This is a genomic window from Palleronia caenipelagi (assembly GCF_007004065.1).
In the GTDB taxonomy this organism is placed as follows: domain Bacteria; phylum Pseudomonadota; class Alphaproteobacteria; order Rhodobacterales; family Rhodobacteraceae; genus Palleronia; species Palleronia caenipelagi.
Genome location: NZ_VFSV01000012.1, coordinates 1 through 23,539, shown reverse-complemented (window position 1 = coordinate 23,539; position 23,539 = coordinate 1). Strand labels below are relative to the sequence as shown.

Annotated in this window: 27 protein-coding genes and 1 tRNA gene; 17 read left to right on the top strand and 11 right to left on the bottom strand. The window is 62.4% G+C overall.

Annotated features, from left to right (window positions below; translation table 11 throughout):
* The first annotated feature begins 207 nt into the window (after positions 1-207).
* From ndk to FEV53_RS09085, 4 genes are all read left to right on the top strand, one after another.
* Positions 208-630: a nucleoside-diphosphate kinase gene (gene ndk, locus FEV53_RS09100; protein ID WP_142834504.1), complete on the top strand. Its 423-nt coding sequence runs from the start codon at positions 208-210 to the stop codon at positions 628-630.
* Positions 631-772: 142 nt separating this feature from the next.
* On the top strand, positions 773-1,513 hold the full coding sequence (locus tag FEV53_RS09095; protein ID WP_142834503.1) for a YebC/PmpR family DNA-binding transcriptional regulator: 741 nt from the start codon (positions 773-775) through the stop codon (positions 1,511-1,513).
* Between the two features lie 85 nt (positions 1,514-1,598).
* On the top strand, positions 1,599-2,192 hold the full coding sequence (locus tag FEV53_RS09090; protein WP_142834502.1) for a LysE/ArgO family amino acid transporter: 594 nt from the start codon (positions 1,599-1,601) through the stop codon (positions 2,190-2,192).
* A complete protein-coding gene (locus FEV53_RS09085; RefSeq protein ID WP_281283469.1) occupies positions 2,189-3,079 on the top strand; it encodes a DMT family transporter in 891 nt (296 codons plus the stop codon). The genes FEV53_RS09090 and FEV53_RS09085 overlap by 4 nt, the downstream gene beginning before the upstream one ends.
* Here FEV53_RS09085 and FEV53_RS09080 read toward each other — a convergent pair.
* The 10 genes from FEV53_RS09080 to FEV53_RS09035 all read right to left on the bottom strand — a co-directional run bounded on the left by FEV53_RS09080 (position 3,046) and on the right by FEV53_RS09035 (position 12,936).
* The gene (locus tag FEV53_RS09080) at positions 3,046-3,600 is read right to left on the bottom strand and encodes a CvpA family protein (RefSeq protein ID WP_142834501.1); all 555 of its coding nucleotides are present in this window, start codon (positions 3,598-3,600) and stop codon (positions 3,046-3,048) included. The two genes, FEV53_RS09085 and FEV53_RS09080, sit on opposite strands and share 34 nt — an antisense overlap.
* Positions 3,601-3,610: 10 nt before the next feature.
* Positions 3,611-4,975: a DNA repair protein RadA gene (gene radA, locus FEV53_RS09075; protein WP_142834500.1), complete on the bottom strand. Its 1,365-nt coding sequence runs from the start codon at positions 4,973-4,975 to the stop codon at positions 3,611-3,613.
* A 4-nt stretch (positions 4,976-4,979) separates the two neighbouring features.
* Entirely contained in the window at positions 4,980-6,017 is a 1,038-nt protein-coding gene (gene alr / locus FEV53_RS09070) for an alanine racemase (protein WP_142834499.1), read from the bottom strand.
* Between the two features lie 15 nt (positions 6,018-6,032).
* Positions 6,033-6,452 carry a VOC family protein gene (locus FEV53_RS09065; RefSeq protein WP_221931601.1) on the bottom strand — a complete coding sequence of 140 codons (420 nt, stop codon included), beginning with the start codon at positions 6,450-6,452 and terminating at the stop codon, positions 6,033-6,035.
* 2 nt (positions 6,453-6,454) lie between these two features.
* Entirely contained in the window at positions 6,455-7,939 is a 1,485-nt protein-coding gene (locus tag FEV53_RS09060) for a replicative DNA helicase (protein ID WP_142834567.1), read from the bottom strand.
* A gap of 227 nt (positions 7,940-8,166) precedes the next feature.
* Positions 8,167-8,847, bottom strand: coding sequence for an orotate phosphoribosyltransferase (locus FEV53_RS09055; RefSeq protein ID WP_142834497.1), 681 nt, complete (start codon positions 8,845-8,847; stop codon positions 8,167-8,169).
* A 2-nt stretch (positions 8,848-8,849) separates the two neighbouring features.
* Positions 8,850-9,824 (bottom strand): class II fructose-bisphosphatase, encoded by a 975-nt coding sequence (gene glpX, locus FEV53_RS09050; protein ID WP_142834496.1) that lies wholly within the window; start codon positions 9,822-9,824, stop codon positions 8,850-8,852.
* A 101-nt stretch (positions 9,825-9,925) separates the two neighbouring features.
* Positions 9,926-11,218: a homoserine dehydrogenase gene (locus FEV53_RS09045; RefSeq protein WP_142834495.1), complete on the bottom strand. Its 1,293-nt coding sequence runs from the start codon at positions 11,216-11,218 to the stop codon at positions 9,926-9,928.
* A 73-nt stretch (positions 11,219-11,291) separates the two neighbouring features.
* Positions 11,292-11,591, bottom strand: a complete 300-nt coding sequence (locus tag FEV53_RS09040; protein WP_142834494.1) for a hypothetical protein — start codon at positions 11,589-11,591, stop codon at positions 11,292-11,294.
* Between the two features lie 133 nt (positions 11,592-11,724).
* Positions 11,725-12,936, bottom strand: coding sequence for an NADP-dependent isocitrate dehydrogenase (locus FEV53_RS09035; RefSeq protein WP_142834493.1), 1,212 nt, complete (start codon positions 12,934-12,936; stop codon positions 11,725-11,727).
* A 130-nt stretch (positions 12,937-13,066) separates the two neighbouring features.
* Here FEV53_RS09035 and FEV53_RS09030 point away from each other — a divergent pair, with 130 nt between their 5' ends.
* Positions 13,067-13,699: a hypothetical protein gene (locus FEV53_RS09030; protein ID WP_142834492.1), complete on the top strand. Its 633-nt coding sequence runs from the start codon at positions 13,067-13,069 to the stop codon at positions 13,697-13,699.
* 80 nt (positions 13,700-13,779) lie between these two features.
* On the opposite strand, the gene FEV53_RS09025 is transcribed toward FEV53_RS09030, so the two are convergent.
* A complete protein-coding gene (locus tag FEV53_RS09025; RefSeq protein WP_142834491.1) occupies positions 13,780-14,433 on the bottom strand; it encodes an alpha/beta hydrolase in 654 nt (217 codons plus the stop codon).
* A gap of 169 nt (positions 14,434-14,602) precedes the next feature.
* Between FEV53_RS09025 and iscR the strand changes: the two genes are divergently transcribed.
* From iscR to FEV53_RS08965, 12 genes are all read left to right on the top strand, one after another.
* Complete coding sequence (iscR, locus tag FEV53_RS09020; protein ID WP_142834490.1) at positions 14,603-15,061, top strand: Fe-S cluster assembly transcriptional regulator IscR; 459 nt, start codon at positions 14,603-14,605, stop codon at positions 15,059-15,061.
* On the top strand, positions 15,054-16,097 hold the full coding sequence (locus tag FEV53_RS09015; RefSeq protein ID WP_142834489.1) for a cysteine desulfurase family protein: 1,044 nt from the start codon (positions 15,054-15,056) through the stop codon (positions 16,095-16,097). Before iscR ends, FEV53_RS09015 begins: the two co-directional genes overlap by 8 nt.
* A 13-nt stretch (positions 16,098-16,110) precedes the next feature.
* Positions 16,111-17,637, top strand: a complete 1,527-nt coding sequence (sufB, locus tag FEV53_RS09010; RefSeq protein ID WP_142834488.1) for a Fe-S cluster assembly protein SufB — start codon at positions 16,111-16,113, stop codon at positions 17,635-17,637.
* Between the two features lie 25 nt (positions 17,638-17,662).
* Positions 17,663-18,298: a class I SAM-dependent methyltransferase gene (locus tag FEV53_RS09005; protein WP_246100767.1), complete on the top strand. Its 636-nt coding sequence runs from the start codon at positions 17,663-17,665 to the stop codon at positions 18,296-18,298.
* A gap of 38 nt (positions 18,299-18,336) precedes the next feature.
* Positions 18,337-18,657, top strand: coding sequence for a heavy metal-binding domain-containing protein (locus tag FEV53_RS09000; RefSeq protein WP_142834565.1), 321 nt, complete (start codon positions 18,337-18,339; stop codon positions 18,655-18,657).
* 33 nt (positions 18,658-18,690) lie between these two features.
* Positions 18,691-19,446 carry a Fe-S cluster assembly ATPase SufC gene (sufC, locus tag FEV53_RS08995; protein ID WP_142834487.1) on the top strand — a complete coding sequence of 252 codons (756 nt, stop codon included), beginning with the start codon at positions 18,691-18,693 and terminating at the stop codon, positions 19,444-19,446.
* Positions 19,446-20,744 (top strand): SufB/SufD family protein, encoded by a 1,299-nt coding sequence (locus FEV53_RS08990; protein WP_142834486.1) that lies wholly within the window; start codon positions 19,446-19,448, stop codon positions 20,742-20,744. The genes sufC and FEV53_RS08990 overlap by 1 nt, the downstream gene beginning before the upstream one ends.
* A 3-nt stretch (positions 20,745-20,747) precedes the next feature.
* Positions 20,748-21,230, top strand: coding sequence for a YIP1 family protein (locus FEV53_RS08985; protein ID WP_142834485.1), 483 nt, complete (start codon positions 20,748-20,750; stop codon positions 21,228-21,230).
* Positions 21,227-21,823, top strand: a complete 597-nt coding sequence (locus tag FEV53_RS08980) for a Yip1 family protein (RefSeq protein ID WP_142834484.1) — start codon at positions 21,227-21,229, stop codon at positions 21,821-21,823. The genes FEV53_RS08985 and FEV53_RS08980 overlap by 4 nt, the downstream gene beginning before the upstream one ends.
* Positions 21,824-21,834: 11 nt before the next feature.
* Positions 21,835-23,055 carry a cysteine desulfurase gene (locus FEV53_RS08975; RefSeq protein ID WP_142834483.1) on the top strand — a complete coding sequence of 407 codons (1,221 nt, stop codon included), beginning with the start codon at positions 21,835-21,837 and terminating at the stop codon, positions 23,053-23,055.
* Positions 23,056-23,140: 85 nt separating this feature from the next.
* A tRNA-Arg gene (locus FEV53_RS08970) sits at positions 23,141-23,217 on the top strand.
* 86 nt (positions 23,218-23,303) lie between these two features.
* The coding region (locus FEV53_RS08965; protein ID WP_185962149.1) for a transposase at positions 23,304-23,539 on the top strand (236 nt) is incomplete at its 3' end.

The window sequence follows — 23,539 nt, the reverse complement described above, 5'->3', positions numbered from 1 at the left end:
CCCGGACCCCGGGGTATTTCCGGACACAAAGAGCAAGGCATGAGAAGCCAGGAGTCGCCTGTCGGATCTGTACGCTACAGGCGCAAGCGGTCGTGGCTGAGCGCTGTGTAAGACCGGCTACGTCTTTTCACCCCTCGCAGGCCGTGGTAACGGGCGCCCCACATGACGGGCCGCATGGGGCGGTCCACGTAGGATACAGAGGCACACATGGCCACCGAACGCACCCTTTCGATCATCAAGCCCGACGCCACCCGCCGCAACCTGACCGGCAAGATCAACGCCAAGTTCGAGGATGCCGGGCTGCGCATCGTCGCGCAAAAGCGCATCCACCTGACCAAAGCGCAGGCGGGCCAGTTCTACGCCGTCCACGCCGAGCGTCCCTTCTATGACGAGCTGTGCGAATTCATGGCCTCCGAGCCGGTCGTTGTGCAGGTCCTCGAAGGTGAAGGCGCCATTGCCAAGAACCGTGAAGTGATGGGCGCCACCAACCCCGCCGAAGCCGATGCGGGCACCATCCGCGCCGAGTTCGCCGAGAGCGTTGGCGAGAACTCCGTGCACGGCTCCGACGCGCCGGAAACTGCCAAAGAAGAGATCGCGTTCTTCTTCTCGGGTCTTGAGCTCGTCGGCTGAAGCCGTCCAGAGATCTGATCTGACGGACCCTCGCCACCGCGGCGGGGGTCTTTTCGTTAGGGGTCTGGCGTCCGGCGGGCCTTGAACGCCGGACCGTCTACGGCCTATACCCCGCAAGATTGTTTTCAGACCGGAGAGAGCCATGGCCGGCCATTCCAAATGGGCGAATATCCAGCATCGCAAGGGGCGTCAGGATGCGGCGCGCTCCAAGCTGTTTTCCAAGCTGGCGAAGGAAATCACTGTCGCCGCGAAGATGGGCGATCCCGACCCCGATAAAAACCCGCGCCTGCGGTTGGCGGTGAAGGAAGCCAAGTCGAACTCCGTGCCGAAGGACGTGATCGACCGCGCGATCAAGAAATCTCAGGGCGGTGATGCGGAGAATTACGAAGAGATCCGCTATGAGGGCTACGGCCCGAACGGCGTGGCCATCATCGTCGAGGCGATGACCGACAACCGCAACCGGACCGCCTCGACCGTGCGCTCCACCTTTTCGAAGAATGGCGGTAATCTGGGCGAGACGGGCTCGGTGTCCTTCATGTTCGACCGCAAGGGTCAGGTGACTTATCCCGGCAGCGTCGGTGATGCGGATACGGTGATGATGGCTGCCATCGAGGCCGGTGCCGAGGACGTGGAGAGCTCGGACGAAGAGCATGTTATCTGGTGCGAGGCGACCGATCTGAACGAAGTGTCAAACGCGCTTGAGGCGGAACTCGGCGAGTCGGACTCGACCAAGCTGGTCTGGCGTCCGCAAACCACCACCGAGCTCGATCTTGAGGGGATGCAGAAGCTGATGAAGCTGATGGAAGCCCTTGAGGATGATGACGATGTTCAGACGGTCACGGCGAATTTCGAAACATCCGATGAGGTTATGGAGCAGCTTTGATCCAATTCTGTGCGCCGGGGACCAGCCCGGCGTCGCTTTTCCACACCGGCTTCCCTGATGACTTCCGCATTGGCGGATCTTTGATATGAGCACATTTCTCGCCGGTTTCGGCCTAGGCCTCTCCCTGATCCTCGCGATCGGGTCGCAGAATGCCTTTGTGCTGCGTCAGGGGATCCGGAGGAGCCATGTGCTGGCGGTCGTTCTGACCTGCGCGATCTCAGACGCGCTGCTGGTCACCGCGGGCGTGGCGGGGTTCGGCTGGCTGGTCGAACGTCTAACATGGCTGGAGCCCGCCATGCGCTATGGCGGCGCGGCGTTCCTCATCATCTATGGTCTGATCTCGCTCCGCTCGGCCTTGCGCCCCGGGACCGGAATGCAGGCGGCAGAGGATCAGCAGCAGACATTGGGTCAGGCCGTGAGCATCTGCCTCGCCCTCACCTGGCTGAATCCACATGTGTATCTCGATACGGTGGTGTTGCTGGGCTCGGTCTCCACCACCTATGATCCACCGTGGCTGTTTGGCCTCGGAGCGGTCTGCGCCTCCTTCACGTTCTTCTTTTCACTGGGCTATGGCGCGCGTCTGCTGGCGCCGCTCTTCGCCCGACCGTCGGCCTGGCGCATCCTGGACGGGCTGGTGGCCCTGACCATGTTTGCCATCGCCGCGAGTCTCATCCTGTGAGCGCGCAAGACCGGCCTCTGGTCGGCGCGTTCTGGATGGTATTGACGGGGTTCTGCTTTGTCGCGGTCAATATCCTCGTCAAAGCGCTGGGCGGCGGCATTCCGGCGGGCGAAGCGGCGTTTCTGCGATACATTATCGGCATTCTGCTGCTCCTGCCTCTGATGCTGCGGGAGCCGCTCCGGGTGAGCCGGACGCAAATGCGGGTTTTCGCCATTCGCGGGGTATTTCAGGCCGCCGGTGTGGTTTTCTGGTTCTATGCAATGACCCGCATCTCGCTCGCCGAAGTGCAGGTGCTGAACTACCTCTCGCCGGTCTACATCACCATCGGGGCCGCGCTCTTTCTCGGAGAGCGATTTTCGTGGATCCGGGGCCTGGCCATCCTCGCGGCGTTGGTGGGCGTGATCCTGATCCTGCGCCCGGGCATCCGCCCGATTGATCCGGGGCATATCGCCATGTTGGCCACGGCCCTGTGTTTTGCTGGGTCGTACCTGATGGCCAAATCTCTCAGCGGTGGCGCTTCACCGACACTTGTCGTCATTATGCTGTCGCTGTGGACGGGGCTGTTCCTTGCGCCCGTGGCCCTTATCGAGTGGGTCTGGCCGAGCATGGCGCAGCTCGGCGTGCTGGCTCTTGTCGCGGCGGCGGCGACGGCGGGACATTTCACCATGACCCTCGCGTTCCGCTCCGCGCCAATCAGCGTGACGCAGCCACTTGTCTTCCTGCAACTGGTCTGGGCGACGCTGGCGGGGTGGTATCTGTTTGACGAAAAGGTGGACAGCTACGTGATCGGCGGCGGCACCATTATCATTGCCGCCGTGGTCACCATATCCATCCGCGAGGCGCGGACCCGTCGTCAGAGGTCGCAGAAGGACACAAGTCCCTCGTAACGCTGGACAATCCAGCCGGGCGCGTCCTCGGGCATGGTGTCCTCGATGGCGTTCTGAGATTTCGCGTATATATTGGCACTACGGCTCTGATCTACTTGCGCGACACCTTCGGTGACGGCAACTTTCTCATAAACAAAGAACGCCACCGCAATCAGCACCAGCCCCCGGAGCACCCCGAAAACGAAGCCCAGCGTCCGGTCCACCGGTCCCAGAGCGCTGTCCTGAATCAGGCCCGACAGGATCGGGGTAAACACCCAGAAGACGATGAGAAACGCGAGGAACACCGCGCCGAAGGCGAAGATGATCGACAGCTCGCACGAGGAGGACAGATACTTGTCGAGATAAGGGATTTCCCGGACCAGCGGCTGGGCCATTGGCGCGAACGCGAAGGCGCCGATGCCTGCGACGATCCAGCCCGCGATGGAGGTCGCTTCGCGCACGAACCCGCGCGAATAGGCCAGCAGCGCCGAAACCACCAGCAGCAACACGACGATCCCGTCGACGATCGTATATCCGTCCATATCCGTCCTCTCACCCGGCGCCGAACATATCCCCGACGAGCGTGGCCAGATCGGGGAAGCGCTTCAGCTCAAGCCCATGATCGCCCACCGCTGCGGAATGCTCCGGCACGATGGCGCTCTGGAAACCAAGTTTAGCCGCTTCTTTCAACCGGTTTTCGGTCTGACCGGCGGGTCTGAGCCGTCCGGACAGGGCGATTTCGCCAAAGACTACGCTTTGCGGCGGCAAAGACACATCTTCGCGGGCAGAAAGGAGCGCCACTGCAACCGCAAGGTCAGCCGCAGGCTCCCGCACACGTAAGCCACCGGCGACATTCAGATAGACGTCGAGCCCTGAGAACGGGATTCCGCAGCGCGCCTCAAGCACCGCGAGAATCATATTTAGCCGGCCGCCATCCCAGCCCACGGTCGAGCGGCGCGGCTGACTGTGGGGCGTGGGCGCAACCAGCGCCTGAATTTCGCACAGAACGGGCCGGGAGCCTTCGACGCCGGCAAAGACCGCAGAGCCGGCGGACGGCGCCTCGCGCTCGCCCAGAAACAGAGCGGAGGGGTTCGCAACCTCGGTCAGCCCTCCGCCGGTCATCTCAAACACCCCGATTTCATCCGCCGCGCCAAAGCGGTTTTTCACGGCGCGCAGGATGCGGAAGGCATGGCCGCGTTCGCCCTCGAAATAGAGCACCGTGTCCACCATATGCTCGACCACCCGGGGACCGGCGATCTGGCCTTCTTTCGTCACATGACCGACGAGGACGATGGCCACGTTGTGACGCTTGGCAAAGCTGGTCAGCTCATGGGCGGCGGCGCGGACCTGACCGACGGAGCCCGGCGCGCTCTCCACATTATCCGCCCACATCGTCTGGATCGAATCGATGATCGCGAGGCCGGGGCGCTCTTCTTTGAGCGTGGTCAGAATGTTGCGCAGATTGGTTTCGGCGGCAAGCTGAACCGGCGCGCCACCCAGCCCCAGCCGTGAGGCTCGCAGGCGGACCTGAGCGCTCGATTCCTCGCCCGAGACATAGATCACGGGCAGACCGTTCTTTGCAAAGGTCGCGGCAGCTTGCAGGAGCAGAGTGGATTTGCCGATGCCGGGGTCACCGCCCACAAGGATCGCGGAGCCGGGAACAAGCCCCCCGCCCAGTACCCGATCCAGCTCGTCTAGTCCCGAATGGGTGCGCGGCGGGGGCGCCTCTTCGGCATCGAGATCAAGGAGGGTCATCCCCGTGCCGCGCGCGGCCCCCAGTGACTTTTTCGCCGGACCGGCGGAGATCGGCGTCTCCTCGACAATGGTGTTCCAGGCCCCGCAACTGTCGCAGCGCCCGGACCATTTCGAGCTGGTCGCGCCGCAACTCTGGCAAACATATGAGGCGGTTCTGGCCATGAGCTCAGATATAGACGCGGTTATAGCGCGCGCCGAGGGAGGTCAGGATCTCGTAGCCAATGGTGCCCGCAGCGTCGGCGAGGATGTCGATTCCCTGCTTTGGGCAGAGGATATCGAGCGCTTCTGGCTCACCGCCGAGATCCGTCACATCCACGGTAATCGTGTCCATGGACACGCGGCCCACTTGAGGGCAAGCGGTGCCCTCGTGATACAGCATGGCGCGGCTGCTCATGGCACGGATCAGACCGTCAGCATAGCCGCAGGAAACCGTCGCAATGCGACTCTCTCTGGTCGCGCGCCAGCTGCACCCGTAGCCAACCGCTTCGCCCGGCGCGACGGTGCGGGTCTGGATGACTGGCAGGCTCAGGCGGACCACCGGGCGCGCGTCCTCATAAGGAAATCCACCATAGAGGCCGATTCCCGGGCGGGTCATGTCGAAATGATACTCCTCGCCCAGCAAAATGCCGCCCGTCGCCCCGAGTGACAGCGGCGCATCAACGCCCTCGGTCATCTCTCGAAAGCAGTCCAATTGCTGCCGGTTCATCGGGTCGGCTGCATCGTCGGCACAGGCCAGATGGGACATGATCAGGGCGGGTCCCTTTGCCAGAACCTCACCCCGAAGGTCGGCCCAGTCGGCGGGCTCCAAACCCAGCCGGTTCATGCCGCTGTCGAGCTGGATACCGAAAGGATGATCGGGCAGAGCCTCGAAATGCCGCTGAACCTGATCTACGGAGCTGAGCATCGGGATCAGGCCCTGCGCCGCAATCACCTCCGCATCTCCGGCCATATGCCCCGAAAACACCATGATCCGGGCGTCGGGCCCGGCGACCGTACGGATTGCAGCGCCTTCTTCGGCCATGGCGACAAAGAAGGTCCGTGCACCTGCCTCATAAAGGGCCGGAGCCACGCGGGTGGCATCGAGCCCGTAGCTGTCCGCCTTGACCACCGCGCCGGTCTCGCAATCGGGCGCGGTCATGGCGTCGAGCGCCCGCCAGTTGGCGACCACGGCGCCCAGATCAATGTTCAGTCTGCCGGTCCCCATGTCTCATCTCCCGGGTCAGCTGCGTTCGGTCCCCGTATCTCCGAAAATCTCCATCCCGTCCACCGGATGGCAGCGGTAATGGGCCAGCCGCGACGCAAGGGTGCCGTTGTGCAGTTCCAGCCGGTGGCCGTCGGGATCGAGGAAATACACAGACGCTCCTTCAGAGCGATTCTCTTTCCAGATCCGCGTTTCGCTGCGGATGCGACGGGCCAGCGGATCAAAGGAACCGGGCGCTGCGCTCAGGGCCAGATGACTGTCATCCTCGCGTGGCGACATATGCACCGTCAGTTCGAGGCACAGCCAGAGATCACCGAGGGTCAGATAGGCCCCGTCCGGCCATCGGGCGCGGAGCCGGGCGCCGAGCAGATCCGTGTAGAATATGACCGACCGGTCCAGATCTAACACCGCGAGGGTCACGTGGTTGACGCCGGTGATGCTCAAAAATCGCCAGCGTCGCGCTGGTAGTTCTGCACAAGGTTGCCGAACCGGGTAAACTGGCTCTCAAAGCTGAGATCAACCGAGCCAATGGGGCCGTGGCGTTGCTTGCCGATGATGACCTCGGCCTTGCCATGGCAGCGCTCCATGGTGTCCTGCCATTTCGCCATTGCCTCGAGATTGTCGTCCGCGGGCTTTTCGCGTTCTTTGTAATATTCCTCGCGGAACACGAACATGACCACGTCGGCGTCCTGCTCAATGGAGCCCGATTCGCGGAGATCGGAGAGCTGGGGGCGTTTGTCCTCGCGGTTCTCCACCTGACGGGAGAGCTGCGACAGGGCGACCACGGGGATGTTCAGTTCCTTGGCAATGGCCTTAAGGCCTTGAGTGATCTCGGAGACCTCGTTCACCCGGCTGTCCTTGGCGGTCGCGGGGCGGACGAGCTGAAGGTAGTCCACGAACAGCGCATCGAGCCCGTGCTCCCGTTTCAGCCGGCGCGCGCGGGCGGCGAGCTGGGAGATGGGCAGGGCGGGGGTGTCGTCGATGAAGATCGGGCAGGCCTCAAGATCCTTGGCGGCCTCGATAAAGCGGCGGAATTCGCCCTCGGTCATTTGGCCGCGCCGGATCTGTTCGGATGGGATCTCGGAGGCCTCGGACAGGATCCGCGCGGCGAGCTGTTCGGCGGACATTTCCAACGAAAAGAACCCGACCACGCCGCCATCTACTGCGCCTTCGGTCCCGTCCTCGGTGACGCCCCGACGATAAGCTTTGGCGATATTGAAGGCGATGTTGGTGGCGAGCGAGGTTTTCCCCATGGAGGGACGCCCGGCGAGGATCAACAGGTCAGAGCGGTGCAAGCCGCCGAGTTTCTTGTCTAGATCGATCAGCCCGGTGGAGGTGCCGCCGAGTTGCCCGTCGCGCTTATAGGCGGCGTTGGCGACCTGCACGGCGTCGGTGACCGCGCGCAGAAAGGTCTGGAATCCCTGATTGGCCTGACCGGCCTCGCCCAGCTTATAGAGCGCCTGTTCGGCTTCGGTGATCTGGTCTTTGGGGTCGGAGGCCACATCCACGCGCATGGCCTTGTCCGCGATGTCACGTCCCAGGTCCATGAGTTTGCGACGCACCGCCATCTCATGGATCATCCGGGCGTAATCCGCTGCGGCATAAGAGGAAATCGCGGCCCCCGCGAGTTTCACCAGATAGGTGGGCCCGCCCAACTCGTTCAGCTCTTCGTCGGTTTCGAGAAACGCCTTGAGCGTCACCGGAGAGGCCAGTGCGTTCTTGGCGATACGGGCCGCGGCGACCTGATAGATGCGGCCATGGACAGGCAGGTAGAAGTGGTTCTCGTCAATGATCGAGGCCACGGAATCGTAGCAGTCATTATTGGTCAGGAGCGCCCCGAGGAGCTGTTGCTCGGCTTCGATATTGTGGGGAATCGGCGCGGTCGGGTCAGCCTCGGCATCGGTCTCCTTGCGGGGCGTGATCATCTGAACCATGGCGCGGCGGGCCTCCCAAATCGGCGGTGTCAGCACTGGTCTAGCCCTACCTCAGGGGCGCTGCCAAGGGGTTCTGTATGGGGACAGACACAGCGCTGTTACCACCAGATCTGGGGGAGCGGCGCAGAGCGACTACAGAATGACGGAAGTTATCCCCGGTTTCCACAGGCTGTGGAAGAATCGCGCCCTAACTGCCAGGGCAGGGCGCGAGACGGGCTTCAGCCCTTCTTGTTGGCTTCCTGCCAGGCACGCGGATCGTTCAGGAACGCCTCCACACCGGACAGAGTCTCGTCGTCAAAGCTGCCACTCGCCTTGGCCGCCGCCAGCACGTCCCACCAGGTGCAAAGGCTGTGCAGCGTGACCCCGTGATCGCCCAGAGTCCGCTCTGTCTCCGGGAAGATCCCGTAGGAGAAGATCACCGCCGTATGAGCGCAGGTCGCGCCGGTGTCGCGGATCGCGTCCACAAAGGACAGTTTCGAGCCGCCATCGGTGGTCAGATCTTCGACCAGCAGCACACGCTGGCCCTCGGTCATCACGCCTTCGATCCGGGCGTTGCGACCGTAACCTTTGGGCTTTTTGCGCACATAGGTCATCGGCAGGGCGAGCCGCTCGGCCACCATCGCGGCAAAGGGGATCCCCGCCGTCTCGCCACCCGCGATGTTGTCGAAAACCTCAAAGCCCGCGTCGCGCATCACGGTGACGGTTAGGAAATCCATCAGCGTCGAACGGATGCGCGGGTAGGAGATGAGCTTGCGGCAGTCGATATAGGTGGGCGAGGGCAGGCCGCTCGCGAGGGTAAAGGGCTCGCGCGCGTTGAAATGCACCGCCCCGATCTCAAGCAGCATCTGCGCCGACAGACGAGCAATCTCGGCGCGGTCGGGGAAGCTGGTGGGGATCATGATCAGAGGCCTTTCGGGGAACGCTCGATGGGGTTGCGGTAGGACATGCGGCGCACCGAGCCGGTTTTCGAGCGCATCAGGATGGTCTCGGTGGTCAGGTAGCCGGGCTCGCGCTTGATGCCGGGGACGATGGAGCCGTCGGTGACGCCAGTCGCGGCAAAGATCACGTCATCCATCACAAGATCGTCGCGGGTATAAACGCGGTCGAGGTTCTTGATCCCGGCCTTATCGGCGCGCGCACGCTCGTCATCATTGCGGAACAGCAGCTTGCCAAACATCTGACCGCCCATGCATTTCAGCGCGGCGGCGGCCAGAACGCCCTCGGGCGCACCGCCCGAACCCATATACATGTCGATGCCCGTCCGGTCGCTGTCGGCGGTATGGATCACGCCCGCGACGTCGCCGTCGGTGATCAGGCGAATGGCACAGTCGGTGGTGCGCAGCTCTTCGATCAGGTCCTCGTGGCGGGGACGTTCCAGCACGCAGACGGTGATGTCATGGGTCGAGGCGCCCTTGGCCGCGGCCAGTGCGGAGACCCGCTCGGCGGGGGACATGTCCATGGTCACCACACCGGGACGGTAGCCGGGGCCGATCGCCAGCTTTTCCATGTACACGTCGGGCGCGTGCAGGAGCGAGCCGCGCGGGCCCATGGCGATCACGGTCAGCGCGTTGGGCATATCCTTGGCGGTCAGGGTCGTGCCTTCGAGCGGATCGAGCGCGATATCGACCTCGGGACCGTTCTGGGTACCGACCTCTTCGCCAATATAGAGCATCGGCGCCTCGTCGCGTTCGCCCTCACCGATCACCACGGTGCCGGCAATGTCGAGCTTGTTGAGCTGAGTGCGCATGGCGGTGACGGCGGCCTGATCGGCAGCCTTTTCGTCTCCGCGCCCGATCCACAGGCCAGAGGCCAGCGCCGCCGCTTCTGAAACCCGGGCCAAGCCCAGCGACAACATGCGATCGTTGAAATCCTTCATGGCACTCCGCCTTTTTTGCTACGTCCGGGGTCGTATTGCCCGTCGTGACCTCAGGGCACAAGGCTGTTACCGCCCACAGTGTCGCAGGCGGCAGGTCCGGATCACTCGCCGATCTGCTCGATCCGGAAGGCCACGGGCTCGCTGGCCAGCACACCAGTCCGCGCCATCGCCTCGATCGCAGCATCGAGCTCCGTGCGACCGGCTTTGTGCGTCACGATCAGCACCGGAGCGTTGGTGTCCGCGTGATCATACTGGCGCATCCGGTCGATGGAGATTCCTGCCTCACCGAGGCAGGCGGCGATTTTCGCCAGCGCGCCGGGTTTGTCGAGGATATCCATGCGCAGGTAATACGGCGAAGGCGCGCCTGTGTTGGCACGGGTCTCGGCGCGCAACTGGTCGGCGGGCACGCCGAAGACCGGCAAGCGCAGGCCGCGCGCGATATCTACGATGTCGCCCATGACGGCGCTGGCGGTGGGACCTTCGCCCGCTCCGGCACCGCGCAGGACGATCTGGCCCACGGCATCGCCCTCGAACACCACCATATTCGTGGCCCCATGAAGTTGTCCCAGCGGCGAGGCCAGCGGGACAAGGCAGGGAGACATGCGCATGTCGAGCCCCCGGCCAGTCAGTTGCGCCACGCCCAGCAGCTTGATCGCAAAGCCCATATCGGCGGCATGGGTGATATCGTCGATGGTCACGCGCTCGATACCTTCAAGCCGCACAGCGTCGAAATCCACCCGGATGCCGAAGGCGGCAGCGGCCAGCAGGGCGAGCTTGTGGCCCGCATCGATGCCGCCCACGTCGAGGGTCGGGTCGGCCTCCAGATAGCCCAGATCATTGGCTTCGGCGAATACTGTCTCATAGGGCAGACCCGCGCTCTCCATCCGGGTCAGGATGTAGTTGCAGGTGCCGTTCATCACGCCCATGACGCGCTCGATCTTGTTGCCTGCGAGGCCCTCGGTCAGCGCTTTGACACAGGGGATACCGCCCGCAACAGCCGCCTCGAAGCGCAGGGCCAGCCCCGCCGCCTCGGCCTTTGTCGCCAGATCATGACCGTGGATCGCCAGCAGAGCCTTGTTCGCGGTCACCACGTCCTTGCCATGGGCGATCGCGGCCTCGACGGTCTCGCGCGCCGAGCCCTCAATACCGCCGATCAGCTCGACCACCAGATCCACATCGTCCCGCGCGGCCAGATCAGCGGCGTTGTCTTCCCATGCATAGCCAGAGAGATCGACGCCGCGATCCTTGTCCCTGTTGCGGGCTGACACGGCGGAGATCGAAATGGGACGCCCGGCGCGCGTGGCCAGCATTTCGCCGTGGCGCTGCACCATCCGGATCACACCGACGCCGACGGTTCCGAGGCCAGCAATGCCAAGACGAAGGGGCTGGGTCATATGAAATGCTCCTTTGGGGCAGGTTCCGGACGGGTCGCGTGTAGCGGGTTTGTGCGCGGGATCAAAGGGGGCGTCAGCCCCCGTCACGCAATTTGCGCAGCCGCTCGGCCCGGGCGGCCAGTCGGGCCTGCTCAGCCGGGTCCACCGCGTGATCGGGCAGGGCCGCGCCGCGCGCCTCGAGCGCCTCGGCCTGCGCCTGCAGATCCTCAGCCACCATGGGGGTCGCCTGACTGGTCTTTGGCAATTGCAAAACGATCTCCTCGACCGGGCGCAGCTCCGGCCGCGTGGCAGTCTCGGGCGGCGCGGCCACGTTGATGTCCGGCAACGCGCAGGCAGAGAGCAGAATGGGCAGAAGGATGGTCAGGCGGGTCATAGGAGCTCGCTTTGGGGTCACGCGGCCAAGCCTATGCGGCCCCGGCAGGACGGTGCAAGGCCAGGCAGCGCCCGGAACATAAAAAGGGTGCGCCCATAGCAGGGCACACCCCTCGCTGGTCCTGAGAAAAGGCTCAGCTCAGCGCTTTTTGCAGATTTTCGTCGATCTTGTCGAGGAAGCCCATGGTCGTGAGCCAGCCCTGTTCGGGGCCGACAAGCAGCGCCAGGTCCTTGGTCATGTGACCCGATTCCACCGTGTCGACGATGACTTTTTCCAGCGTTTCGGCAAAGTTGCGCAGCTGGGCGTTGTCGTCGAGTTTGGCGCGGTGCTTCAGGCCGCCGGTCCAGGCAAAGATCGAGGCAATCGAGTTGGTCGATGTCTGCTCGCCCTTCTGGTGCTGGCGGTAGTGACGGGTCACGGTGCCGTGGGCAGCCTCGGCCTCGACGATCTTGCCATCGGGAGTCATCAGCTGCGAGGTCATCAGACCCAGCGAGCCGAAGCCCTGCGCCACGGTGTCGGACTGCACATCGCCATCGTAGTTCTTACAAGCCCAGACATAGCCACCGGACCACTTCATGGCTGCCGCGACCATGTCGTCGATCAGGCGGTGCTCATAGGTCAGACCGGCTTCCTTGAACTTATCGGCAAATTCCTCGTCGAACACCCGCTGGAAGATGATCATGAACTGACCATCATACTGCTTGAGGATGGTGTTCTTGGTCGAGAGATAGACCGGATAGCCGCGCTTCAGCCCGTAGTTAAAGGATGCACGGGCAAAATCCTCGATGGATTTGTCGAGGTTATACATGCCCATGTAGATGCCGGAGGAGGGCGCATCGAAGACCTCTTCCTCGATCACAGTGCCGTCTTCGCCGACGAATTTCATCGACAGCTTGCCCGGTCCGGGGAATTTCATGTCGGTGGCGCGGTACTGGTCGCCAAAGGCGTGACGGCCGATGATGATGGGCTGGGTCCAGCCGGGCACCAGACGCGGCACGTTGGAGCAGATGATCGGCTCCCGGAAAACAACACCGCCAAGAATGTTGCGGATCGTCCCGTTGGGCGAGCGCCACATTTTCTTGAGGCCGAACTCCTCGACGCGGGCCTCGTCGGGCGTAATCGTGGCGCATTTCACACCGACGCCGATTTCCTTGATCTTCTCGGCCGCGTCGATGGTGATCTGGTCGTCGGTGCGATCCCGCTCTTCGATGCCGAGATCATAATAGAGCAGATCCACGTCCAGATAGGGCAGAATCAGCTTCTTCTTGATGAAGTCCCAGATGATCCGGGTCATCTCGTCGCCGTCGAGTTCGACGACCGGATTTTCAACCTTGATTTTCGACATGGGGTCCCTCGTTTCATTGAGCTCTTTGATCTCGCTCATAAAGGAAAGAGGAACCTGTGAAAAGGGTATACCGTGGGATACCGAATGAGTTTGTGCGTTAACACGCGCCGGCATGTAACGAGTGCTCAGGATGCAACGACAGACCACTGGCAGTCATTTGACTGATATCGAATGGACAGAAGAACTGGAGCGGACGCTTAAGCTGAGAAACAGCGACTACGGCGGGTTCAGTAATTTGGCAAAAATGCGCGGCACCTGGAAGGCGTGGGTCGAGCTGAAGGTGTGCCGGGACTGGTGTGACGCGGGTTTTGAAAGGTCGGTCGCTGAGAAGATAAAGCTCATATCGCCAGAACATGATCCGCCCGATGTAATGGCGTTGATTGCCGGTCGGTCAATCTCCATCGAAGTCGTCCAGCTCGTGAACAGCGGCCATAAGTCTATGGCCGCCGAGGGTGAAGCGCACAGTCGCGGTGATCTGTTTAAAAAAATGCAATGGTCGAAGGAGCGTTTTCATGAAGAGATGGGTGCCGTCATCTCCAAGAAGGTGAAAAAATATTCAGATGATGAAAAGTCGTTCGACGTTCTGTTGATGTTTTCAGTCGAGCCTTGGCTCTACAGTCACCAAGTTGAGCAGTGGTTGCCCGGGCTGTCCGTGGATGTGGGATCAACGTTCCGTATCGTATCGATGATCATGATGCGAGAAACTGCAAACCGCGAGCACATGCCGTTCTTCACATTACATGGCGATCTGCGCGGTCTCTGACAGCAGTTTATCGTGATCGACCGGACTAATGAGGTTATGGGCAGGGGCATTACCCCCTGCGCCATGCTGTGGTTGCTTCGTTACCGCGTATTCTCGGTCAGGCGACGTTTGACGTAGGTCTGTATGCTCTCGATCATCGGGTCCATATGCGGATCGGCAAAGAAGTGATCGGCGCCCTCGACTTCCTCGTGGGTGATGGTGATGCCTTTCTGCTCATGCAGTTTCGACACCAGTGCCTGCGTATCCTTCGGCGGCGCGACACGGTCGGCGGTGCCGTTGATCACCAGACCCGAAGACGGGCAGGGCGCAAGGAATGAGAAGTCGTACATGTTCGCTGGCGGCGCCACCGAGATGAACCCGGTGATCTCCGGGCGGCGCATGAGAAGCTGCATTCCGATCCAAGCACCGAAAGAGAATCCCGCGACCCAGCAGTGCTTGGCGTTGGCATTCATCGATTGCAGGTAGTCCAGCGCGGACGCGGCATCGCTGAGCTCGCCCACGCCTTGATCATACTCGCCTTGCGACCGGCCCACGCCACGGAAATTGAACCGCAGCACGGTAAAGCCGATATTATGGAAGGCGTAATGCAGGTTATAGACGACGCGGTTGTTCATCGTCCCGCCGAACTGCGGGTGGGGATGGAGGATGATCGCGATGGGCGCGTCCTGCTTTCTCTGGGGGTGATAACGACCCTCAAGCCGTCCCTCGGGTCCGGGAAAAATCACCTCGGGCATTCACACGATCTCCTGTATCGGCCTCACCCGGATGGGGTCGGCAATCTGTTTGACGTTCCGCACGCTAATCCTTAGAATAATTCTAAACTATAGCTTGGGCCGTAGATATCTCCGAAGAGGGGAGGTATGCGCCAAGTGTCCTGTCGTCAACTCCGGGGTAAGATCCGTTATGAAGCTGAGCACCAAAGGTCGCTATGCGATGGTCGCGCTGACGGATCTGTATCTGTCCGGCGCGGACACGCCGGTTTCGCTCGCGGAATTGTCCCAGCGGCAGAACGTGTCGCTGGCTTATCTGGAGCAGCTGTTCGTCAAATTGCGGCGCGCCGGGCTGGTGACCTCGGTCCGTGGCCCCGGCGGGGGCTACCGTCTGGCACGGCCGGCGTCGGAAATCCGGGTGGTGGATATCCTGACTGCGGTGGATGAGACGGTGAGCGCGATGGAAACCGGGGCAGGGGCCAAGGGTGGCCTGTCCGGCACCCGCGCGCAATCGCTGAACAACCGGCTGTGGGAAAGCCTCTCCGCCCATGTCTACGTGTTCCTGCACCAGACACGGCTGTCCGATGTGGCCAATAATTCGCTGGCGCCATGCCCTGCGGTCCCGTCGCTGTTTGAGGTGACCGATGATTAGGGCTTATCTCGACTGGAACGCCTCGGCTCCGCTGCGCGTCGAGGCCCGAGAGGCCATGGTGGCGGCGCTGGATCAGCTGGGCAACCCGTCCTCGATCCATGCTGAGGGTCGGGCGGCGCGGGCACTGATAGAACGATCCCGGGCGAAGGTCGCCGAGGCGGCGGGGGCGATGGGGGCCGATGTGGTCTTTGTCTCCGGCGCGACGGAGGCTGCGGCGCTGGCCTGTGCCAAGCGCGATCTGGTCTGCGCGCCTGTGGAGCATGAGGCCGTGCTGGCCTGGTGCCACTCGGAGTTGTCTGTTGATTCTCACGGCGCCGTTGAGGTCGGGGAGCCTGCGCGGACAGCCCTGCAGGCGGCCAATTCCGAAACCGGCGTGATTCAGCCGCTGCCCGAGGGGCTGGCCGTTGTCGATGCGACGCAAGCCTTTGGCAAGGTGCCCTTTGCATTTGACTGGAGTGGGGTCGATATGGCCTTTGTCTCCGCGCATAAGATCGGCGGTCCCAAGGGGATCGGTGCGCTTTTCATTCGTCGCGGCCTTGATGTGACAGCGCGGCTGAAGGGCGGCGGCCAGGAGATGGGTCGGCGGGCCGGGACGGAGAATGTCGCGGCCATCGCGGGCTTTGGTGCAGCAGCCGAAGCGGCAGGCCGGGATCTCGCCGACGGAGTCTGGCAAGAGGTCGCAGCGCGGCGTGATGCGCTGGAAGAGCGGTTGATGGCGGAGGCTCCCGGTCTTATCTGCGCAGGCAAGGGGGCGGACCGCCTGCCCAACACGACGCTGATGATCGCGCCCGGCTGGAAGGGTGAGACGCAGGTGATGCAGATGGATCTGGCGGGGTTCGCGGTCTCGGCAGGCTCGGCCTGCTCCAGCGGAAAACTGCGCGGGTCGGGTGTGCTGGCGGCCATGGGATTTGACGAGACGGCTGCCGGGTCGGCGCTGAGGGTCTCCATCGGACCCGCGACAACGGATGAAGAGCTGGGCAGGTTCGCGGAAACCTGGCTCGGGCAATGGGTGAAACACCGGGCGCGTGCCGCCTGAAGAGGAGTTGACGATGACCGATCAGACGGTTCTGGATACCGAAGTGAAGGACGGGGTCGATCAGGAGACGGTCGATGCCGTCGCCAAGCTCGGCACCTATAAGCACGGCTGGGCCACCGATGTTGAGATGGATTTCGCGCCGAAGGGGCTGAACGAGGACATCGTGCGGCTGATCTCAGAGCGCAACGAAGAGCCCGAGTGGATGACCGAGTGGCGGCTGGAGGCGTTTCGCCGGTGGCAGCAGTTGGAAGAGCCCGACTGGTCGATGCTGAATTATGCGCCGGTGGATTATCAGGAGCAATATTACTACGCACAGCCGGCTTCCATGAAGGATAAGCCGAAATCGCTGGACGACGTTGATCCGAAGCTGCTGGAAGCCTATGCAAAGCTCGGTATCCCGCTGAAGGAGCAGATGATTCTTGCCGGGGTCGAGGGCGCCGAAGACGCGCTTGCCGAGGGCCGCAAGGTCGCCGTGGACGCGGTGTTCGATTCGGTTTCTGTGGGCACGACCTTCAAGAAGGAGCTGGAGGCGGCAGGGGTGATTTTCTGCTCGATCTCCGAAGCGATCCGTGAGCATCCCGAGCTGGTGAAGAAATACCTCGCGTCAGTGGTGCCGGTGCAGGACAACTATTTTGCAACTCTGAACTCGGCGGTCTTCTCCGACGGCTCCTTCGTCTACGTGCCAAAGGGCGTACGCTGTCCCATGGAGCTGAGCACCTATTTCCGCATCAACGCCGAGAATACCGGCCAGTTCGAGCGGACGCTGATCATCGCGGATGAGGGCGCTTATGTCAGCTATCTTGAGGGCTGCACGGCGCCGATGCGGGACACCAACCAGCTCCACGCCGCCGTGGTCGAGATCGTCGCACTGGACGATGCGGAGGTGAAGTATTCGACGGTGCAAAACTGGTATCCGGGCGACGAGAACGGTGTGGGCGGGATCTACAACTTCGTCACCAAGCGCGCCGATTGCCGGGGCGCCCGGTCGAAAGTGTCCTGGACCCAGGTTGAGACAGGCTCGGCCCTGACCTGGAAATACCCCTCTTGCATTCTGCGCGGCGATGAGAGCCAGGGCGAGTTTTACTCAATCGCCATCACCAATAACTGGCAGCAGGCCGATACGGGCACGAAGATGGTGCATCTGGGTAAGAACACACGTTCGCGCATCGTGTCCAAAGGCATCAGCGCCGGTCACGCCCAGAACACCTATCGCGGGCTGGTCTCCATGCACCCCAAGGCGAAAAACGCGCGGAATTATACCCAGTGCGACAGCCTGCTGATCGGCGACAAATGCGGCGCCCACACGGTTCCGTATATCGAGGTGAAGAACAACTCTTCCCGCGTCGAACACGAGGCCACCACATCGAAGGTCGATGATGACCAGATGTTCTACTGCCGCCAGCGGGGCATGGACGAGGAAGAGGCCGTGGCGCTGATCGTGAACGGCTTCTGCAAAGAGGTCCTTCAGGCGCTGCCAATGGAGTTTGCCATGGAAGCTCAACAGCTTGTGGCGATCAGCCTCGAAGGCTCGGTGGGCTGAGCGGGTCAAGGTGGGACTAAACGCGATGACCGGGATCACACTCGAACAGACGGAGCGCGTGGCGGATGCTGCGGGCGACCTGTTCCTGCCCGGTCTGAGCTTTGACCCTGAGGTCGCGGAATATGTAAGCGACTGGTATGGCCGGTCTGACGTGATCCTCGAATATGGCTCGGGCGGGTCCACGGTTCTGGCGGCGCAGCAGACCCATCGTGCCGTCTATTCGGTCGAGAGCGATCGGGATTGGGCCGACCGTTTGCGCCGCAGTCTCGACGCCGCCTGTCCCGGCCACTCTGTGGAGCTGATCTGGCAAGATATCGGTCCCACCCGGAAATGGGGCGCCCCGCGGACGAACAAGCATATGCTGCAATTCCCGGGATATGCCCTTGATGTTTGGTCCAAAATGGACGGGCAGGGGCCGGATCTGGTGCTTGTGGACGGACGGTTTCGGCTGGGCTGCTTCCTAGCGACCCTGTTCAACATCACGCGGCCCACAACGCTGCTCTGGGACGATTACGCGGAGCGGCGGAAATATCATCTGGCCGAGCGCTACGGCGCGCCGGTCGAACGCGTCGGACGCATGGTCCGCTTTGAGCTCACACCGCGCCAGATCACACCGGCAGACCTGCCACTGCTTGCCCGTGCCTTTGTCGATCAGGCCTGACTTCGGAGAATGACATGAGTTTCTGGAACAAGAGCGAGATCATCCTGACCACCACGCCGTCGGTCGAGGGGCGCAAGATCACCGCCTACAGGGGCGTTGTAGTCGGTGAGGCGATTCTCGGTGCGAATATCTTTCGGGATATGTTTGCCGGGATTACGGACATTGTCGGGGGCCGCTCGGGTGCCTATGAGCGCAGCCTGAACGAGGCGCGGGAGACGGCGCTGAAGGAACTTGAAGACCGCGCGCGCGATGCAGGTGCCAACGCGGTGATCGGCATCGATCTCGATTACGAGACGGTGGGAAAAGAAAACGGAATGCTGATGGTCTCGGCTTCGGGCACCGCTGTGGTGCTGGACTGAGCTGGGCTGACAGGGATACGCAAGGAATAAAAAATGCTCGAAATCAAGAATCTGCACGTCAAACTTGAGGAAGAGGATAAAGCGATCCTCAAAGGTGTTAACCTCACGGTCGAGCCCGGAAAGGTGCACGCGATCATGGGGCCGAACGGCTCTGGCAAATCGACGCTGTCCTATGTGCTCTCGGGCCGGGATGGCTACGAGGTGACCGATGGCGAGGTCTCGCTGGGCGGTGAGGATGTGCTGGAGCTGGAACCCGAAGAGCGCGCGGCGGCCGGGATTTTCCTGGCGTTCCAATACCCGGTGGAGATCCCCGGCGTCGGCAACATGACCTTTCTGCGGACCGCCGTGAACTCCCAGCGAAAGGCGCGTGGCGAGGACGAGATGTCCGCGGCCGAGTTCCTGAAAGTGATCCGTGAGAAGGCCAAAGAGCTGAAGATTGACGCTGATATGCTGAAGCGGCCGGTCAATGTGGGCTTTTCCGGCGGTGAGAAAAAGCGCAATGAAATTCTGCAGATGGCCATGCTTGAGCCGAAAATGTGCATCCTCGACGAGACCGATTCTGGCCTCGATGTGGACGCCATGAAGCTGGTGGCGCAGGGCGTGAATGCGCTGCGCTCGGAGGATCGGGGTTTCCTCGTCATTACCCACTACCAGCGGCTGCTCGACCACATCAAACCGGACGTAGTGCATATCATGGCCAATGGCCGGATCATCGCGACGGGTGGCCCGGAGCTTGCGCTCGAGGTCGAAGAGAACGGCTATGCGGATATTCTGAAGGAGCACGCTTGATGGTCGCTCTGGAGAAAAAGCGAGAGCTGACCGAGGCGCGGCTGGCGACATTGCCAGCACCGCTTAGCAGTGGCTGGACCGCTCCGGCGCGGGCCGCTGCGGCGTCGCGTCTGGCGGAGATGGGCCTGCCCCTGCCGCGCGACGAATACTGGCGCTTTACCAAGCCCGCCGACCTGAATGCTGCGGAGCCGCCGCGCTCGGAGCCCAAGGATGAGAGTGGCGAGACGCCGATCTATGACGGGATCGAGGCGCTGAACATTGTGTTCCGGGACGGGGTCTATGACGCCGACGCTTCGGATGCGCTGGAGTTGGAGGGGGTGGAGATCTCGCTCCTGTCCCAGAGCGGCGTGGCCGATATCCACTGGGCGCGGGATCTCTACGGGACGCTGGAAGCGGACGCCCAGACGCCCGTGGCCCGGCCCTTTGCTGCGCTGAACACGGCCCATGCCACCGAAGGCGTGCTGGTCCGTGTGACGGGTAAGCCTGCCCGCCCCATTTGCCTGCGCTACGAGCATGCCAGTGCCGACAGCGATCCGATCCTTCACCATGTGATCAAGGTCGAAGAGGGCGCGGAGCTGACCTTCCTCGAAGCGGGTTCTCCCGGCGCGCGGTTCAATACGGTGCTTGAGGCCGATATCGCGGATACGGGCGTGCTGCATCACGTCCGCGCGCAGGGGCGTGACACGGCCCGGCGGTCGAATTGCCACGATCTGGCCCGGCTGGGTCGGGAGTCGGTATTCAAGTCCTTCACCTCGACCCTGAACGGCGCGCTGACGCGGAATGAGCATATCGTGTGGTTTACCGGAGATGATGCGGTCGCCCATGTGGCTGGTGCTGCCATCGGGGACGGCAAGACGGCGCCGTTCCACCATGATGACACGGTGTTTGTGACCCATGACGCGGTGAATTGCGAAAGTCGGCAGGTCTTTAAGAAGGTTCTGAAGAACGGCGCCGTGGGTGTGTTTCAGGGAAAGATCCTCGTGCAACCCGGGGCGCAGAAAACCGACGGTTACCAGATCAGTCAGGCGCTCTTGCTCGACGAAGACAGCCAGTTTCTCGCCAAACCCGAGCTGGAGATCTACGCCGATGACGTGGCCTGCTCCCATGGCTCGACCACCGGCGCCATTGATGAGGATATGCTGTTCTACCTGCGGGCACGCGGCATTCCCAACCGGCGCGCTCAGGACCTGCTTGTGCTGGCCTTCGTTGCCGAGACGCTGGAGGAGATCGAGGATCCGAAGATCTCTGAAAGCCTTCTGTTGCGGCTGGAGCATTGGCTTGAGAGGCACGCGGGCTGACCCATGTCCCTGACCGCCGATATCCTGCGCAGCTACGCGCATCCCGGAGACACGCTCTTGCGGCGGCTGGGTCCGGTCTATCGCCGCGAGGCCCGGGCACTGGCCACGCTGATGCTGGGCTGTTTTCTGGTCTTCCTGGCGCAGGCTCCGCGTCTGCAGCGCCAAAGCATAGAGACCGGGCAGGAACTCGACGTGATGATCGGCGGGGCGCTGTTCGGCTGGCTCTTTGTGGCGCCGCTGGTGTTTTATGGCATCGCGGGCGTATCGCATTTCGTGGCAAAGCTCGTGGGCGGGCAGGGGACCTATAGCGAGGCGCGCATGGCGCTGTTCTGGTCGTTCCTCGCAGCGGCACCGCTCTGGCTCCTGTGGGGGCTGGTTGCGGGGCTGGTTGGTCCGGGGGTAGGGCTGGACGTGATAGGAATCGTGGCGCTGGGCGCCTTTGTGCTGATCTGGGGCGCGTGCCTCTACCGGGTGGAGCGCCCATGACCGTTGATCTTAGCCCCGGCGGTCTCGTTCGCCTCGCCGCACAAAGCGTCAAGGCACCACGCCCCACCATGCGCCGCCTTCTGGATCTGAACCTGCCGGCCTCCGTCCTGTGGCACGCGCTGGCGTTGGTGATCGTGCTGTCGGTTATTCTGGCCGAGCTCGGTAACATTCTGATCCGTGCTGCCTTGCCACCCGGAATGTCCCCGCCGGTCTTCCTGTCACCTGTGCTGTTCGGGGCCCTTCAATTCGCGGCGATGGTCGTGATCATCGGCCTTGTGGATCGCGTCGGACGCGCGATGGGAGGCAAGGGTGATTTTGCGGGCGCCCTCATGACAGTCACATGGGTGCAAGCCATCATGGTCCTGCTACAGATCGCCCAGTCGCTCATGCTGTTTATCGCGCCGCCCTTTGCCGGGCTGCTGCTCATCGCCGGGGTGGTGCTGTTTTTTTACCTGCTCTCGGCCTTTGTGGCCGAATTGCACGGCTTTGCTTCGGTCGGCCGCACCTTCGCGATGATCCTGTTCGTTATGGTCGGTGTGGCGCTTGCCATCTCCTTCTTCCTCACCCTGTCCGGTGTGACCATCACTCCCTGAGAGGACGTCCCATGCTCGATATTGATACGGTCCGCCGGGACTTTCCGATTTTGTCACGACAGGTGAACGGCAAGCCGCTCGTCTATCTCGACAGCGGTGCTTCGGCGCAAAAGCCGAGAATTGTGCTTGATACGATCCAGCGTGCGTATGCCGAGGAATATTCGAACGTCCACAGGGGCTTGCATACGCTTTCTACGATCTCGACGGAGAAATACGAATCCACGCGGGGCACCATTGCCCGCTTCCTCGGGGCCGCCTCCGAGGATAATATTGTCATGAATACCGGCACCACCGAAGGCATCAATCTGGTTGCCTATGGCTGGGCCATGCCGCGGATGCAGGCGGGCGACGAGATCGTCCTGTCCGTGATGGAGCACCACGCTAATATCGTGCCTTGGCATTTCCTGCGCGAGCGGCAGGGCGTGAAGCTCGTCTGGGTCGAGCCCGATCCTGACGGCAGTCTCCTTGGGGACAAGGTACTGGAGGCGGTCACTGACCGGACCCGCCTCATCGCCATAACCCACATGTCCAACGTGCTGGGCACCGTGGTGGATGTAGCCGCCATCAGCCGCGCCGCGCGTGAGCGGGAGGTTCCTGTCCTCGTCGATGGTAGTCAGGCGGCGGTCCATCTGCCGGTCAACGTCGAAGAGATCGGCTGTGATTTCTACGCCATCACCGGCCATAAGCTCTATGGTCCATCTGGCTCTGGCGGCATCTACATCCGGCCCGAGCGGATGGCGGAAATGCGGCCCTTCATGGGCGGGGGTGATATGATCCGCGAGGTCCATCGCGACCGGGTCGAGTATAACGACGCGCCCATGCGCTTCGAGGCCGGGACACCGGGAATCGTCCAGCAGATCGGTCTGGGCGCAGCGCTCGACTACATGATGGGCCTCGGCATGGAGGCCATCGCCGCCCATGAGCGCGACCTGACCGCCTATGCGACGGAGCGTCTCTCCGGGCTGAACTGGCTGAACGTGCAGGGAAATGCGCCGGGGAAGGGGGGCATCTTCTCCTTTACCATCGAAGGTCAGGCCCACGCCCACGACATCTCCACGGTGCTCGACAAAAAAGGCATCGCCGTCCGCGCTGGTCAGCATTGCGCCGGCCCGCTCATGGACCATCTGGGCCTTAGCGCGACCTGTCGCGCGAGCTTTGCCCTATACAATAATCGAGCCGACGTGGACGCGCTGGTCGATGGGCTGGAGCTGTGCCACGACCTGTTTTCCTGACAAGCAATAACGGGCGAAGATCGCGATTTCGGGATCTTCGCCCATTGCACCCCAACGGCAGTCAGCTTATAGCCGTAAAAACGGAGCACCCATAGCTCAGCTGGATAGAGTGTCGCCCTCCGAAGGCGAAGGTCGTAGGTTCGAATCCTACTGGGTGCGCCACCTTATATTTTTTATGGCAGGTAGGCCTTGTTGCACAAATCGAGTGAGGGATTCACTGGGTGAATCGAGCGTGATAGCTGGAAGGTATGAGCAGTTGGGCCCCTACGAAGGACAAGACCACGAACTGGTCGGCTTACAATGAAGCACTGTGCCAGCGCGGATCGCTGACGATCTGGTTCGATCCCGACATGATGTGGAAGCTGCCGCCCAGCGGGAAGCGTGGGCGGCAGCCGAGTTTCAGCGATGAAGCTATCCAGACGTGCCTGACAATGAAGGGTGAAGGGCGCTCGGAAAACAGTCCGGTGGACTGTTTTCAGCCCTG

Coding starts and splice junctions, on each gene's coding strand:
- ndk (WP_142834504.1), top strand. CDS start 208: ATGGCCACCGAACGCACCCTTTCGATCATCAAGCCCGACGCCACCCGC.
- FEV53_RS09095 (WP_142834503.1), top strand. CDS start 773: ATGGCCGGCCATTCCAAATGGGCGAATATCCAGCATCGCAAGGGGCGT.
- FEV53_RS09090 (WP_142834502.1), top strand. CDS start 1,599: ATGAGCACATTTCTCGCCGGTTTCGGCCTAGGCCTCTCCCTGATCCTC.
- FEV53_RS09080 (WP_142834501.1), bottom strand. CDS start 3,600: ATGGACGGATATACGATCGTCGACGGGATCGTCGTGTTGCTGCTGGTG.
- radA (WP_142834500.1), bottom strand. CDS start 4,975: ATGGCCAGAACCGCCTCATATGTTTGCCAGAGTTGCGGCGCGACCAGC.
- alr (WP_142834499.1), bottom strand. CDS start 6,017: ATGGGGACCGGCAGACTGAACATTGATCTGGGCGCCGTGGTCGCCAAC.
- FEV53_RS09060 (WP_142834567.1), bottom strand. CDS start 7,939: ATGATCACGCCCCGCAAGGAGACCGATGCCGAGGCTGACCCGACCGCG.
- FEV53_RS09055 (WP_142834497.1), bottom strand. CDS start 8,847: ATGATCCCCACCAGCTTCCCCGACCGCGCCGAGATTGCTCGTCTGTCG.
- glpX (WP_142834496.1), bottom strand. CDS start 9,824: ATGAAGGATTTCAACGATCGCATGTTGTCGCTGGGCTTGGCCCGGGTT.
- FEV53_RS09045 (WP_142834495.1), bottom strand. CDS start 11,218: ATGACCCAGCCCCTTCGTCTTGGCATTGCTGGCCTCGGAACCGTCGGC.
- FEV53_RS09040 (WP_142834494.1), bottom strand. CDS start 11,591: ATGACCCGCCTGACCATCCTTCTGCCCATTCTGCTCTCTGCCTGCGCG.
- FEV53_RS09035 (WP_142834493.1), bottom strand. CDS start 12,936: ATGTCGAAAATCAAGGTTGAAAATCCGGTCGTCGAACTCGACGGCGAC.
- FEV53_RS09030 (WP_142834492.1), top strand. CDS start 13,067: ATGCAACGACAGACCACTGGCAGTCATTTGACTGATATCGAATGGACA.
- FEV53_RS09025 (WP_142834491.1), bottom strand. CDS start 14,433: ATGCCCGAGGTGATTTTTCCCGGACCCGAGGGACGGCTTGAGGGTCGT.
- iscR (WP_142834490.1), top strand. CDS start 14,603: ATGAAGCTGAGCACCAAAGGTCGCTATGCGATGGTCGCGCTGACGGAT.
- FEV53_RS09015 (WP_142834489.1), top strand. CDS start 15,054: ATGATTAGGGCTTATCTCGACTGGAACGCCTCGGCTCCGCTGCGCGTC.
- sufB (WP_142834488.1), top strand. CDS start 16,111: ATGACCGATCAGACGGTTCTGGATACCGAAGTGAAGGACGGGGTCGAT.
- FEV53_RS09005 (WP_246100767.1), top strand. CDS start 17,663: ATGACCGGGATCACACTCGAACAGACGGAGCGCGTGGCGGATGCTGCG.
- sufC (WP_142834487.1), top strand. CDS start 18,691: ATGCTCGAAATCAAGAATCTGCACGTCAAACTTGAGGAAGAGGATAAA.
- FEV53_RS08990 (WP_142834486.1), top strand. CDS start 19,446: ATGGTCGCTCTGGAGAAAAAGCGAGAGCTGACCGAGGCGCGGCTGGCG.
- FEV53_RS08985 (WP_142834485.1), top strand. CDS start 20,748: ATGTCCCTGACCGCCGATATCCTGCGCAGCTACGCGCATCCCGGAGAC.
- FEV53_RS08980 (WP_142834484.1), top strand. CDS start 21,227: ATGACCGTTGATCTTAGCCCCGGCGGTCTCGTTCGCCTCGCCGCACAA.
- FEV53_RS08975 (WP_142834483.1), top strand. CDS start 21,835: ATGCTCGATATTGATACGGTCCGCCGGGACTTTCCGATTTTGTCACGA.